Source organism: Streptacidiphilus albus JL83 (assembly GCF_000744705.1).
GTDB lineage: Bacteria > Actinomycetota > Actinomycetes > Streptomycetales > Streptomycetaceae > Streptacidiphilus > Streptacidiphilus albus.
The window spans coordinates 2,488,570-2,501,352 of record NZ_JQML01000001.1 but is presented as its reverse complement, the minus strand read 5'-3'; the positions used below and the strand labels follow the sequence as shown (position 1 = coordinate 2,501,352).

General features: G+C 74.4%; 13 protein-coding genes. 7 read left to right on the top strand and 6 right to left on the bottom strand.

The features are described from left to right. Window positions 1-48: 48 nt before the first annotated feature. Window positions 49-2,304 (bottom strand): transglycosylase domain-containing protein, encoded by a 2,256-nt coding sequence (locus BS75_RS10825; protein ID WP_034088072.1) that lies wholly within the window; start codon window positions 2,302-2,304, stop codon window positions 49-51. Between the two features lie 117 nt (window positions 2,305-2,421). Here BS75_RS10825 and BS75_RS10820 point away from each other — a divergent pair, with 117 nt between their 5' ends. Further along, window positions 2,422-3,753: a vWA domain-containing protein gene (locus BS75_RS10820; RefSeq protein WP_034088071.1), complete on the top strand. Its 1,332-nt coding sequence runs from the start codon at window positions 2,422-2,424 to the stop codon at window positions 3,751-3,753. 134 nt (window positions 3,754-3,887) lie between these two features. Further along, window positions 3,888-6,053: a tetratricopeptide repeat protein gene (locus tag BS75_RS10815; RefSeq protein WP_331281415.1), complete on the top strand. Its 2,166-nt coding sequence runs from the start codon at window positions 3,888-3,890 to the stop codon at window positions 6,051-6,053. Here the strand turns inward: BS75_RS10815 and BS75_RS51890 are convergent. Next, window positions 6,037-6,750, bottom strand: coding sequence for a hypothetical protein (locus BS75_RS51890; protein WP_331281414.1), 714 nt, complete (start codon window positions 6,748-6,750; stop codon window positions 6,037-6,039). The genes BS75_RS10815 and BS75_RS51890 overlap by 17 nt on opposite strands. Before the next feature lie 402 nt (window positions 6,751-7,152). After that, complete coding sequence (locus BS75_RS51885) at window positions 7,153-7,386, bottom strand: hypothetical protein (RefSeq protein WP_331281413.1); 234 nt, start codon at window positions 7,384-7,386, stop codon at window positions 7,153-7,155. A 228-nt stretch (window positions 7,387-7,614) separates the two neighbouring features. On the opposite strand from BS75_RS51885, the gene BS75_RS10805 reads away from it, so the two are divergent. Continuing rightward, the gene (locus tag BS75_RS10805; RefSeq protein WP_034088069.1) at window positions 7,615-7,842 is read left to right on the top strand and encodes a hypothetical protein; all 228 of its coding nucleotides are present in this window, start codon (window positions 7,615-7,617) and stop codon (window positions 7,840-7,842) included. Between the two features lie 49 nt (window positions 7,843-7,891). Here BS75_RS10805 and BS75_RS44140 read toward each other — a convergent pair whose 3' ends face one another. After that, a complete protein-coding gene (locus BS75_RS44140; protein ID WP_052069334.1) occupies window positions 7,892-9,319 on the bottom strand; it encodes a hypothetical protein in 1,428 nt (475 codons plus the stop codon). 266 nt (window positions 9,320-9,585) lie between these two features. On the opposite strand from BS75_RS44140, the gene BS75_RS10795 reads away from it, so the two are divergent. After that, window positions 9,586-10,011, top strand: coding sequence for a nitroreductase family deazaflavin-dependent oxidoreductase (locus BS75_RS10795; RefSeq protein WP_231607742.1), 426 nt, complete (start codon window positions 9,586-9,588; stop codon window positions 10,009-10,011). Window positions 10,012-10,077: 66 nt separating this feature from the next. Here BS75_RS10795 and BS75_RS10790 read toward each other — a convergent pair whose 3' ends face one another. Beyond that, window positions 10,078-10,758: a hypothetical protein gene (locus tag BS75_RS10790; protein WP_034088068.1), complete on the bottom strand. Its 681-nt coding sequence runs from the start codon at window positions 10,756-10,758 to the stop codon at window positions 10,078-10,080. Window positions 10,759-10,959: 201 nt separating this feature from the next. Between BS75_RS10790 and BS75_RS10785 the strand changes: the two genes are divergently transcribed. Next, window positions 10,960-11,529 (top strand): methyltransferase family protein, encoded by a 570-nt coding sequence (locus BS75_RS10785; protein WP_034088067.1) that lies wholly within the window; start codon window positions 10,960-10,962, stop codon window positions 11,527-11,529. 3 nt (window positions 11,530-11,532) lie between these two features. Here BS75_RS10785 and BS75_RS50200 read toward each other — a convergent pair whose 3' ends face one another. Continuing rightward, window positions 11,533-11,859, bottom strand: a complete 327-nt coding sequence (locus tag BS75_RS50200; protein ID WP_052069333.1) for an EamA family transporter — start codon at window positions 11,857-11,859, stop codon at window positions 11,533-11,535. Window positions 11,860-12,146: 287 nt separating this feature from the next. On the opposite strand from BS75_RS50200, the gene BS75_RS50195 reads away from it, so the two are divergent. Both BS75_RS50195 and BS75_RS48040 read left to right on the top strand, forming a co-directional pair. Next, the gene (locus BS75_RS50195) at window positions 12,147-12,497 is read left to right on the top strand and encodes a hypothetical protein (protein ID WP_052069332.1); all 351 of its coding nucleotides are present in this window, start codon (window positions 12,147-12,149) and stop codon (window positions 12,495-12,497) included. A gap of 98 nt (window positions 12,498-12,595) precedes the next feature. Further along, the gene (locus BS75_RS48040) at window positions 12,596-12,745 is read left to right on the top strand and encodes a hypothetical protein (protein ID WP_156164242.1); all 150 of its coding nucleotides are present in this window, start codon (window positions 12,596-12,598) and stop codon (window positions 12,743-12,745) included. Window positions 12,746-12,783: the final 38 nt, after the last annotated feature.

Sequence of the window (12,783 nt, the reverse complement as noted above, 5' to 3'; positions counted from 1 at the left end):
CGGACCGGTGACCCGCACCGGTGCGGGTCACCGGTCCGGGTCCGGACGTCAGCTCGGCGGGGTGGGCGGGGTGGGCGGCGTGGACGGCGACGGCGGCGCCGAATGCGTTGCCGGGAGCGGTGCGGAGGGGATGCTGGAGGAGGCGTCGGAGGAGGTGTCGGCAGAGGTGCCGGAGGTTCGCGGCGACGGCGTCCTCCGGCCGTTGCCGGCGGTGGCCGAAGGGGGAGCAGTCAGGCTGGGCGCGGGGGCGGGGACGAAGCCCGACCGGGCGCCCTCCTCGGGGGCCGGCGCCTGCGACGCCCCCACCGCCACCGACTGGGGCGGGGACGGGAACGGTGTGGACTGCCCCCCGGTGACCGCCTGCATGTAGTCCTGCCAGATGCCCGTCGGCCAGATGGCGCTCTGCGCGGCGGGGACGTCGCCGAGGTGGTCCAGCGAGTGGACGACGGTCCGGCCCTTGCTGTCCACCAGTTGGTCCCAGAGGCCCACGGTGGTGGCGATGCCGGTGGTGTAGCCGGAGTACCAGGCGCTGGTGTCCCCGCCGATGGTGCCGCTCTGGCCGGCCACCTCCCCGGCCGGCAGCGCCGCAGTGGAGTCGACGCCCGAGACCTGGCCCTGGGCTGCCAGGAGACCGGTGACTTCCGCGGCGGTGTCGGCGGAGACCGCCGGCGTTCCCTGCGGCCGGTAGGTCCACACCGTGCGTCCGTTCACGGTGACCGCGAGCGCCATCGACAGCTCGTGGTAGACCCCGCCGTCGGCGAAGGCCGCATAGGCGGCGGCCATCCGGACCGGGGACTCCGGCGCGATGCCCAGTGCGAGCTGCGGGTCCTTGCTCAGCTTGCCCAGGGGCTCGGGCAGTTCACCGGGGTTCGCCTGCAGGTTCTGGGTCAGACCCACTCGGCCCATCAACGCCCAGAGCTGCGCGGCGTTGCCGGAGTCGGGGGAGGAGTTCGACCCGAAGGTGACCGACCCGGTGCCACCCGAACCGGCACCACCCGCGCCGGTCGTGCCGGGTCCGAGCGATGCGGCGAAGGCGAACGCCGACATCTGCGATCCCGGCTCGATCTGGGCCAGGGTCGCGTCGTCGTACTGCCCGCCGGCGCCCGGGTAGAAGGCCAGCAACTCCCCGCTGCGGGTGTCCACGCTGGCGAGGCCGACCTGGACCCCGCGGTCGACGGTGGCCTGGGACCGGCTCTTGGGATTCAGCCGGTCGTCGAGACCGGACTTCACGGCCCGCACCGCGGCGGCCATGTCCGCCCGGTCGAAGGTGGTCCGGATGACGTCGCCGCCCGCGTGCGCGGTCGCGGAGTCGGGGACGTTCGGGTTCTGCTGGTGCAGCCGGTCCAGGTAGGTGTCGGCCACCTGCGCCATCGCCGAGTCGTCCACCCCGTTCGCGTCGTAGCTGACGACGCCGGCGGGCACCAGCGCGGTCGGCCAGGTCGCGGCCTCCATCTGGGCCGGGGTCAGCCGCCCGGCCTTCACCATGGCCTTGAGGACCAGGGTCCAGCGGGCCTTCAGCAGTTTCTGCGAGACCGGGTCGGTCTGCGACAGCACCGTCGGCTCGTTCACCAGCGCAGCCAGGTAGGCCGCCCGTCCGGGGTCGGTGATCTGGTCGACGGGAACGCCGAAGTAGGTCTCCGAGGCGGCCTCGATCCCGTAGGACCCCCGGCCGAAGTAGACGGTGTTGAGGTAGTCGTCCAGGATCTCCGTCTTGGGGAAGGTCTGGGTGATCTTCACCGCCTTGAAGATCTCCACCAGCTTCCGGGTGTAGGTCTGCTGGTCGGTCAGATAGGCGTTCTTGACGAACTGCTGGGTGATGGTCGAACCGCCCTCGAACTCGCCCCCCTGGACATCGCTGACCAGGGCGCGGACGATGCCCTTGGGCGCGACGCCGGCGTCCGAGTAGAAGGTGGGGTTCTCGATCGAGACGATGGAGTCGCGCATCACGGTCGGAACCCGGCTGATGGGCACCAGCTGACGGTTCTGCAGTCCCACCGCGTAGAAGACGGTGCCGTCGGAGTACTCGTACACGGTGGCCGTGGGCATCTTCAGCTTGTTGATGTCGGGCACCTTCACGGTGGCGTAGACCGCGATCACCAGACCGGCCAGCACGGTCACGGAGCCCAGCAGGCTGCCGCAGACCAGCCGCCAGGAGGGGACCAGCCGGCGCCAGCCGGTCCGCCCCTGGCGCGGGTAGTCGATGATCCGGTGGTACCCGGTGCGTCGGGGCCGCGCCGCCGCAGGCCCCGCCGCCGCCGTCCCCGCTGCTGTCCCGGGCTCTGCCGTAGTCTCGCGCTCTCGCATGGCCGCCGCTCTGCCGGGGATCGGTTTTTCCGATCCGTTCTCCTACAGACGCTTCTTGATCCCGATCGCGTCACTGAGATTTCGGTATGAGACCGATGCGTCCAGCAGAATGCGGGCATGACTGAACTCGTCGCCGGTGCCAACATCCCCGTCCCTCCAGGTGCGCTGGTGCTGACCGCGCGCTGGGAGGGCGCCGCGGCGCTGGACGCCGCGGCCGTCCTGCTCGCCGCGGACGGCCGGGTGCGTTCCGACGCCGACCTGGTCTTCTACAACCAGCCGGAGGCCGAGGGCGGCGCCGTGCGGCTGCTGGGCGCCGACCCCGGCCGGGCCTCGCTGCGGATCGATCCCGGGGCGCTGCCGGAAGGGGTGCAGCGGGTCGTGGTGGCGGTCTCCCTGGACGAGGGGAGCTCCGACCCGTTGCGCGGACTGGTCCTTGAGCTCCGCGAGGGCGCCGAAGGGACCGGGGCGGCGGTGGAGACCTTCCCGGTGCGCACCGGGGGACCGGAGACCCTGCTGCTGCTCGGCGAGGTCTACCGGCGCCAGGGCGGCTGGCGGCTGCGGGCGCTGGGCCAGGGCTACGCCACCGGACTGGCCGGACTGGCGGCCGACTTCGGGGTGGCCGTGGACCAGGACGCCCCGCCCGCGCCCGAGCCGGTCACCGCTGCCGTGCCCGAGCCGGTCGCCCTGCCCGTGCCGGTCGCCGAGCCCGTGCCCGGTGCTGTCGCCGGGGACCGGATCTCGCTCCGCAAGGAGATCGTCCGGGTCAACCTGGAGAAGCGGGGCGCGGCCGGGGTGCGGGCCCGGGTGGTGCTGGTGCTCGACCGCTCCGGCTCCATGCGCGCCCTCTACAGCAGCGGCGCGGTCGGCCGGCTGGTCGAGCGGATCGCGCCGGTCGCGGCCGTGCTGGACGACGACGGCGGGCTGGACGCCTGGACCTTCGCCGACCACTGCGCCCGGCTGCCCACCCTGCGGCCGACCGAGCTGACCGAGTGGATCGAGCGCCAGGTCTACATCAGGGCCGGGAACCGGCAGTTGCCGCCGCTGCCGGACGGCGGCCTGCGGGTGCCCGACCACCTGGCGGGAGTCTTCGGCGGCAACAACGAGCCCGAGGTGATGCGGGAGATCCTGGAGACCTTCGCGGCCGAGCCCGGCGACCCGGTGCTGGTGCTGTTCTTCTCCGACGGCGGCGTCAACCGCAGTCGGCAGATCGAGGAACTGCTGGTCAAGGCCGCTGCCGAGCCGGTCTTCTGGCAGTTCGTCGGACTCGGCCGGTCCGACTACGGGATCCTGGAGCGCTTCGACAGCCTGCCCGGGCGGCTGGTCGACAACGCCGGTTTCTTCCAGGTCGACGACATCGACGGGATCACCGATGCGGAGCTCTACGATTTGCTGCTGTCGGAGTTCCCGCAGTGGCTGGCCGAGGCGCGTCGGCTCGGCGTGCTGCGCTGAGCGGAAGTCCCGGAGCTCACTCACCGTGGCCGAACGACACGCTAACGTGTCCATGGCAAGGTTCGGCGGGAGCGGTGGCAGTGGTGCCGACGGCGCACCACAGAGGACTTGGAAGAACGTGGGGGTGTGCTGTGGTGGATCCCACCTCGGTCGCGGCGGTCATGTCGGTGCTCAGCGCCGTCAGCGGCGGGATAGCCGGCGAGGCCGGTAAGTGGGCCTGGGGATCGGCCGGTTCGCTCGCCCGCAGAATCGCCGGGCACGAGGTCCCGGCCCCGGCCGGGGCCGCCGAGCGCGAGGAGCTGTCCCGCCTGCTGGCCGAGGCCGCGCGGCGCAGCCCGGCCCAGGCCGAGGCGGTGTCCCAGTGGATGCAGGCCGCGCCCCAGCCGCCGGCCGGCTCTCCGGTGGCCTCCCGCTTCCCGGTCTCCACCCGGTTCTTCACGGACCGTCAGAACGCCATGAAGCAGCTCGACCGGGAGGCCGCGCGCAAGTCCGACGGACGGCCCCGGGTCGCGTTGCTGCACGGACCCGAGGGCATCGGCACCAGCGCGCTCGCCGTCCACTGGGGCTGCCGCGAGGTCGAGCGGTTCCCCGACGGCCAGCTCTACGCCGACCTGCGCGGCGACTCCGCCGAGGGCGCGCTGACCGCCGCCGCCGTGCTGGGCGCCTTCCTCCGGCAGCTCGGGGTTCCGGCCGACGAGATCCCGCCGCCGGTCGAGGAGCGCAGCGCGCTGTTCCGCGCCCTGGTCGCCGACCGGCGGCTGCTGGTCGTGCTCGACCACGCCCACTCGGCGGCCCAGGTGCGCCCACTGCTCAGTTCCGCCCCGGCGGTGCTGACCATCGTGGTCTCCAGTCGCGCGGTGCTCGGCCTGGACGCCGTCCGGATCCCCGTCGGGCCGCTGGCCGACAAGGACGCGGTGCGGCTGCTGACCGACCTCGCGGGCAAGCAGGCGGTCGCCGCCGCCCGGGCCGTGCTGCCCTCGGTGCTGGCCCGCTGCGGCGGATCGCCCTTCGCCCTGCGGGCGGCGGCCCCCCGGCTGTCGGTCTTCTCCCGGGCCGAGGGCTTTCCCGGAGCGGCTCCCGCCGGGACCGGCGCCGACCCCGGCGGCGACCCGGTGGGCTCGGCCACCGAGGCGCTCTACCGTCAGTTGGACCCGGAACTGGCGCGCGGCTACCGTCAGTTGTCGGTCTGGCCATGGCCCTTCCTGGACGCCGCCGCTGCTGCCGCAGCCCTCGGCGCCGAGCCGGACCGGGCCGGGTGGATCCTGGCCGAACTGGCCGAGCAGCAGTTGCTGGAGCAGTTGGAGGACGGCCGCTACCGCTACCGTCCGGCCGTGCGCCGGCACGCCGCGCGGGCCGCCGCCGCCGAGGACGGCATCGCGGCCAGCTCCGCGACGGTGCACCGGACCGTAGAGCACTGCCTCCGGCTCGCCGTCCGCGCCGACTACGCCGCGCTGCCCGGACGTTGGCACCTCGGTCCGCGCTACGCCGAGTCCGTGCCCGCCCCCAGCGCCGACCCGGGGGCGGCGCTGGCGCTGCTCACCGCCGAACTGGCCAACCTGGTCGAGGCGGTGCGGGCGGCCGAGGAGTTCGGCCGGCTGTCGATGGTCTGGCAGTTGTGCGAGGCGCTGTGGGCGCTGCAGTTGAAGGCCGGGCACCACACCGAGCTGCTGCCCGCCCTGCGTTCCGGGGTACGGGCGGCCGAGGCGCTGCACCCCGGCAGCCGGATCTCCGGCCGGATGCACACCCAGCTCTCCTTCGCCCTGGTCGAGCTGCAGCAGTACGACGAGGCCGAGGTCGAACTCGCCGCCGCTGCAGCCGCCGAGCTGGAGGCCGGCCATGTCCGGGGCCGGGCGACGGCGGTGGAGTCGCTCGGCCTGCTGCGGCTGCGGCAGTGGCGCTACCAGGAGGCCGCCGACCTGTTCGAGACCTCGGCGGCGCTGCTGGACGCCATCGGCCCGGGCGAGGAGGGCGCGGCCGACCTGCCGCGCGCCCGGGCGCTGCTGCTCCGCCACCGGGGCCGGGCGCTGCGCGGCCTCGGCCGCCTCGACCGGGCCCGGGAACTGCTCGGCTCCGCCCTGCGGGCCTTCGAGGAGCTCGACGGCCCCGACGGACCCGGCGACCGCTACAACGCCGCCAGGACGCTGACCGACCTGGCCGACACCTTTCTCGACGAGGGCGAGCGGGCCGCCGCGCTGCCGCTGATCGACCGGGCGATCGGCATCCTGGCGAAGGAGGGCGCCGAGCTGCACCTGGTCCATCTGCGGCGGCTGCGCGCCCAGTGCCTCACGACAGCGGGGTGACTGCGACGGTAACCACCGGGGCGTCCGGGGCGAAGCCGATCCGCACGGTCAGCCCCTCGGCGGCGAGCCGCTCCGGGGAGTCGCCCCGGGCCAGGGCGGCGTACAGCGCCGAGGCGAAGGCGGCCGGCTCCAGGCTCTGCCGAGGGTCGCTCAGCCGGAACAGTGCGCCGCCGGCGGTGCGGGCGGTGCAGTCGGCCGGGCCGCTGACGAAGGCCGCCACGGCGCAGTGCGGGAACCGCGCCAGGATCTCGGCGGTCCACTGCTCCGGTGTGCCCAACCGGGGATCGCCCGACGTCCCATGACGGACGATCACATCGGCCAGGGCCAGTCGGCCGGGGTCGCGGGTCTCCTCGTCCACCGCAGTGTGGAGCGAGAGCCCGTCCTCGTCCCGCTGCGGCGCGGACAGCGGCGGTGGGGCGTCCGCGTAGCGCTCCAGCGCGAGCGGGCCGCCGCCGACGCCGACGGAGCCGGGACCGGAGCCGGGGCTGGAGGTCAGTACCCGGAGCGGGACGGTGCGCAGCGGGGGCCGGTACTCGGGCAGCGGCAGCGGGTCGAGCAGGGCGGGCCCCGGCGGCTCGGGGATGCCGATGAGCCGGTAGAACAGGCCCCGCAGCAGCTCCGCCGACCCGCCCGGCACCGAACTGGTCAGCTCGCGCGGCCCGTCGAGTGGCCGGTGCGCGGCCAGCAGCCGCTCCAACTGGGGCCGCAGCGGCGCGGACGGGTCCAGGGCCGGCGCCTGGCGGACGAACGCGGGCCGGGTCCAGCCCGGCCGTGGGCGTGGCGCCGAGCAGTACCGGAGTGCCGAGGGCGGCCAGGTAGTAGCTGACCGAACCGAAGTCCCCGACGGCGGCGTCCGCCGCGATCACCGCCTGCCGCCAGTCGTGCAGCGGGTCGACCAGCGCCAGTCCGCCGCGTCGTGCCCGGTCCAGCCAGGACAGGACCTGCCCGGGGCCGTGGCCGTGCCAGATGTTGGGGTGCAGCACGGCCGCGACCCGGTACTCGTCGGCCGGGAGTTCGGCGGCCAGCCGGGGCAGCAGCGAGGGCAGGACGTCCGCCCCGTCGGCGTCCCCGAACAGTGACTCAGGGTTCCAGGTGGAGTTCAGCAGCACCAGTCGCTGGCGCGGCCCGATCCCAGCGCCCGGCGGAAACGCTCCCGGTGGACCCGGGCGGCCAGGATCCGGTCGTAGCAGGGGTCACCGCCGAGGAAGGCGCTCGGCTTGGCCTCGGGGCAGCCGGCCTGGAGCCGCTCCAGCTGTTCGGGGTGGGAGAGCACCAGCGCGTCCGCGATCGGGACGCCGTCCGCGAGCAGCCATTCGGGGGAGAGCCCGAACACCGGCGCTCCGGTGTCCGGTGTCCGGTGTCCGGTGTCCGGTGTGTCTTATTGTAGCCAACGCCGTGCGAGAGCACCGCCAACTTGCCCTGAATATCCTGGAGTTGTCCGCCAAAGCTGGCCGAGACGGCCAGGTCCACCGGCGTCCGCAGGGCCTGCTCCCACGGCAGCACCGGCAGCCCGGTCCCCGCCAGCAGCTCCGCCACGCCGTCCTGGAACGGCGAGGACCCGGTGCAGGTCGCCAGCAGCTGCACCCGCAGGTCGTCGCGGAACAGCGGCAGCACGTCCAGCAGCCGGGTCGCCGAGGTCACGTTGTGGACCACCAGCAGCACCCGTCGGCAGCGCCCCCGGGTCGCCCACCGGGCCGACTCCGCGCCGACGGGCACCCGTATCCAGCGCTCCTGCTGCCCAGCCACCCGTTCGCCCCCGTCGCTCGTCGCGGCCACGGTCGAGCCGTGATCCGGGCCACGATATCGAAGCGGCGGGGGCGTGCCGGGGCGGCGGGGCGCTACTCCCGGCCCGGGTCGGCGGGGTGGGGGCGGGCTCGTCGGCGGACCACGGCCTTGGCCGCGAGGCCGAGCAGCACCAGCCCGGTCGCGCCGCCGGCCAGCCAGGGCAGCGCCGGGTCGGCGCCGGTGTCCGGCAGCGTCGAGCCGCCGTGGGCCCGGTCCCGGCCGTGGACCCGGACGGTGACCCGCACGGCCACCAGCTCCCCGCTCCGGCCGCGTCCGACATAGACGAAGCTGTCGGTCCCGTTGACGTCCTCGCGCGGCACGTAGACCAGGACGCCGGGGCGGAGCTCGCGGACGGTGCCGAGAGCGGGCGGGTCGGTGATCACCACCGGACGGCGGATGTCGATCACGGGGCTGATCGGGATGTCCACCGAGACGGCGAACGGCGGAACGGTCAGCGGCGGTTGGCTGATCGGCTTCGGGCAGCCCAGGGTGAAGTCGACGCCGCGGGCTTCCGCTCCGGTCGCGGTGTCGGCCGGCCGCCGGTCCTGGCCGGTGAGGTAGCCGTACGGCACGTCCAGCCGCACCGTGTAGCGGCCGGGGGCCAGCCGCTCGAAGGTGTAGCCGCCGTCCGGGCGGGTGGTGGCGGTCACCGCCCGGCCCTCGGCGTCGTGGGCCGGGCTGCCGTCGGGCCGGAGCAGCGCCAGTGTCACCGGTCCGCCGTGGTGGCAGGCGGAGCCGACCGTGCCGCTGACGGACGTGGTGGGTGAGGCCACCCAGAGTTGGTAGACCGGGGTGCCGCTCCTGGCGGTGAAGGTCAGGGTCAGTGAGGTGAGCGGTACCGTCGGCCGCAGCCAGCCGGAGGCCCCGTTGGTGTCGGACCCGTTCCCGACCAGGGTGTCGGTGGTCCGGTTCCAGACCGGGAGGTCGCTGGAGACTCTGCCCAGGCAGCTGCTGGGGCGGGGCGGGGTGGTATTGCAGTAGTTGAAGGAGCCCTCCCAGTCGAGCTCGGCCGCGGTCGCCTGGCCGCCGCCGACGGTGGTGGCGCTCACCTGCACCTGGTCGGCGTCCACGTCGCCCAGGGCGAAGCCCCAGCCGACGGGGGTGGGCGAGGCGAAGGTGAGGGTGGTGACCGACGGGGCCCGGCCGGTTGCCGTCCCCAGCAGCAGGTACTCCTCGTCCCGGGAGGAGCCGTACGCCGTGCCGAACGCCGTGCCGGTGTTGAGGTAGGTGCTGGTTCCGGTGCCCACCGCACGGCCCAGGCCGGTGCTGGTGGTGCTGACCGTCGCCCGGGGGAAGCCGGCGGCGGGGACGGTGAGGCTGCCCGAGCCGCCGGCGGAGAGGGACCACTGGCCGTAGACGCCGGATCCGGCCGCTGCGGCGGGCCCGGCCGTGAGCGCCAGTAGCACGGCGGCGGCGCCGAGGGCGCCGATCAGTCCGATTCCGGGCTTCCTGCGACCGGGGGGTGGGGTGAACGACTGCACGTGGATGTCTCCCAGGGACGCCGAAGGTGCTGTGGTGAGGCCACAGGGAACCACGCAGCGGGCCGGGCCGAGGGCCGTCGGCGGAGGGTGGCCGCGAGTCGTCCGCTTTCTCACCCGAACGGCCCCGCCGACCCTCCCGGCGCACAACCTTCCTGTGTCTCCCGGGTTCTGACGCCCCGCCGGACGCCATCGGCCTAGGCTGGCCGGGACCGGGTGCCACTGACCGGGTGCCACTGACCGGGTGTCACTGTCTGACGGAGGAAGTCTTGAGCTCGTACAACGATGAGATCATCGCCGAGTTTCGCGCCAACGACGGCAAGGTCGGCGGCCCCTTTGCCGGGGGGGCGCTGCTGCTGCTGACCAGCAAGGGGGCGAAGTCGGGCAAGGACCACACCACGCCGATGATGTACCAGGCCGACGGAGGGCGCTGGCTGGTGTTCGCCTCCTACGCGGGCGCGCCCAAGCACCCGGCCTGGTACCACAACATCGTCGCCAACCCGGACGCCGTCGCCGAGTTCGGTGCGGCGGGCGGCGGGGTCGAGCGGATCCCGGTGCGGGCCGTGGTCATCGAGGGCGCCGAGCGTGACCGGCTCTTCGCGGAGCAGGTCGCGCGCAACCCCGGCTTCGGCGATTACCAGGACAAGACCAGCCGGGTGATCCCGGTGGTCGCACTGGAGCGCCGCGCGGACTGACCTGCGTCGGCGGACGACTGCGGCGGGACGAGGGGACCGTCCCGCCGCAGTCGTCCGCCCGGGCTACTACTTGCCGCTGCCGACCTGCGCCGCGACCTGGTCCGCGTCGGCCAGGTAGGCGACGGCGTCCGCCGCGTCCGTCCGGGTCGCGACGGTGGAGCCGTGCCCCTCGCCGTCCTTGGCGAACTGCTGGACGGCGGCGGCCGCGGTGTCGCTGTCGGCATGCCAGGTGTTCAGCGCCGGCGGGCGGTCGGTCGCGGTGAAGTCCGCCCCCGCCCGGGCGAAGTCGCCCTGGTTCCGGCTGTCCTGCAGGGCTCCGGCCGCCCAGGCGGCGAACCCGGCCCGCCCGAGCAGGCCCTCGCCGGTGGCCAGCTCCTGCCGGTAGTGGGCGTCGTCGGCGGTGAGGGTGGTCTCCGCCGCGCTCCGGGCCGAGGCGGGTGCCGGACGGATGTCCGGCAGTGCCAGCGCGGTCGTCCCGGCCGAGGCCACGTCCTTGTTGTTGATGTGGATGCCGCCGGGGCCGGTGGAGGCGCTGCTGCCCGGCGCGGCGGCGTCACCCGCGCCGGCCGTGGCCGTGCTGCCGGCCGGGGCGGCGCTGCCGCCGGCCGTGCCCGCCCGGCCGCCGCCCGAGGCGGCGAGGGCCACCGCGACCCCGGCCACGACCAGCAGCAGGACGATGCCGCCGATCCGGAGGAGCCGCCGCCGCGGGCTCCCCCCGTTCGCCGGTACGGGTGTCTGTTCGGACATGGCGCTGTTCCCCCTGGGGACGGTGTGGCCTCGGATGCGCAACACCATGTCATCGTCCGACAACACTCGGTGCGGAAGTTGCCGGATGGTGACGCGGCGTTCGAAATGGTTCGTCCTGGTTCGCCGTGTGCGGTGGTCGCCGCTGCGGCCCTGTGCGATCTTGGAATCCGGACGGCGACGCCCCGACCCCAGGAGCCCCGGATGGAACTGCCCAACCTGTTCGCCGTCATCGGCGTGCTGCTCTGGGTCGGTTACGAGCTGGTGCTCCGTCACCGCGAGGACTCCGGCACGGCCGACTGGCACGGCGGCCGGGCCGACCGGGGCAGCACCCGGCTGCTGCTGGGCTCCTACGCCGCCGCCGTGCTGCTGAACCTGGCCTTCTCGGTGGCCGGAGTCGGTCAGGTGTCCACCGGCTGGCGCTGGATCGGGGTGGCCGTGATCGCCCTCGGCCTGGCGCTCCGGGCCTGGGGCATGCGCACCCTCGGCCGCTTCTACACCCGCACCCTGCGCACCAGCGAGGACCAGCGGGTGGTCCAGGAGGGCCCGTACCGGGTGATCCGTCATCCCGGCTACCTCGGCAGCCTGCTGGTCTGGGTGGGCTACTCGCTCGGGCTCGGCAACTGGATCGCCATGATCCTGGTCGCGGCGCTGCTGCTGACCGCCTACGGGTGGCGGATCAACGCCGAGGAGAAGCTGCTGGTGGAGGTCTTCGGCCCGGAGTACGCCGACTACCGGCGGCGCACCCACCGGCTGCTGCCCTACGTCTTCTGAACGTCACCCCTGCCGATCGTCGCGGGCGCTGCGCCGGGTCGCGCCGATGGAGGCCAGCGCGACGGCCGTCACCCCCGCGCACTGCCACGGGCCGAGGCGCTGGCCCAGCAGCAGCAACCCGACCACCGCGCCCACCGCCGGCTCCAGACTGGTGAGCACGCCGAAGACGCGCGGCGGTATCCGGCGCAGCGCCTCCAGGTTGAAGGAGTACGGCAGCACGCTGGACAGCACCGCGACCGCCAGCGCCGGCAGCAGCACCCGGGGGTCGAGCAGTTCCCGTCCGGCCCGGACCAGGCCGTAGGGCAGGCTGAGCAGAGCGCCCCAGGCCACGGCGAGCGCCAGCCCCCGCCGCCGGGGACGGAGCGGGCGAGCCGCGCGGAGACCAGGATGTAGCCGCCCCAGCAGGCCCCGGCCAGGGCGGCGAAGCCTAGCCCGACCGGGTCCAGGGCGGTCCCGCCCGCGCCCAGCAGCACCACGCCGGCCGCCGCCAGCAGCGACCAGACCAGGTCGACCGCGCGCCGGGAGCCGGCCAGGGCGATCGCGAACGGCCCGAGGAACTCGACGGTCGTGGCCGCGCCCAGCGGGATCCGTCCCACCGCCTCGTAGTACGACAGGTGATGGACCGCCAGCAGGGTGCCGGCCGCGAGGACGGTTCCCAGGGTGCGCCGGTCCAGCCGCAGCCTCGGCCGCCACAGGGCGCCCAGCAGCAGCGCGGCCAGGGCCAGCCGCAGCAGGACCACCCCGGCCGGTCCGACCCGGGTGAAGAGGCCGACCGAGAGCGCGGCCCCGCACTGCAGCCCGACGACCCCGCCGAGCACGAGTCCGGGTGCGGGGGCCCGTCCGAGCAGTCCGGTGGCCGCTGCGGCGACCTTCGTCGACTCGGGTATGCCGTGCTCAGCCATCGGGTCCTCTGCGCGGTCCACGCCGCTGCCCCGGGCTGGACGCCCCTGCCCCGGGCGGGCGGATGATCAATTGGCCCAGCATGCCAGCGGGACGGGCCGACGTCAGCGCCGGGCGGTGGAAATTCGCTCGCGCCCACCCGGGTGTTCACTCCAGGATGGGTCCCATGTCCAGCCACGTCATCGCCCAGAAGCCCGCAGTCGCGGGTGCGATGGCTGCTGCCCCGGCACTTTCGGCACTGCCCGCACTGCCGGCACTTCCGGCGACGCCCGCCGCACTCGCGGCCGCAGCGCCGTTCGACGGCGCGCGAAGCTGACCTTCCCCGGGATGTCCCGGGACCTCGGACGGGGAAGG

What these genes read in the sequence shown, in the direction of transcription:
- BS75_RS10825 (WP_034088072.1), bottom strand. Translation starts at nt 2,304, where the DNA reads ATGCGAGAGCGCGAGACTACGGCAGAGCCCGGGACAGCAGCGGGGACG.
- BS75_RS10820 (WP_034088071.1), top strand. Translation starts at nt 2,422, where the DNA reads ATGACTGAACTCGTCGCCGGTGCCAACATCCCCGTCCCTCCAGGTGCG.
- BS75_RS10790 (WP_034088068.1), bottom strand. Translation starts at nt 10,758, where the DNA reads ATGTCCGAACAGACACCCGTACCGGCGAACGGGGGGAGCCCGCGGCGG.
- BS75_RS10785 (WP_034088067.1), top strand. Translation starts at nt 10,960, where the DNA reads ATGGAACTGCCCAACCTGTTCGCCGTCATCGGCGTGCTGCTCTGGGTC.
- BS75_RS50195 (WP_052069332.1), top strand. Translation starts at nt 12,147, where the DNA reads ATGGACCGCCAGCAGGGTGCCGGCCGCGAGGACGGTTCCCAGGGTGCG.
- BS75_RS48040 (WP_156164242.1), top strand. Translation starts at nt 12,596, where the DNA reads ATGTCCAGCCACGTCATCGCCCAGAAGCCCGCAGTCGCGGGTGCGATG.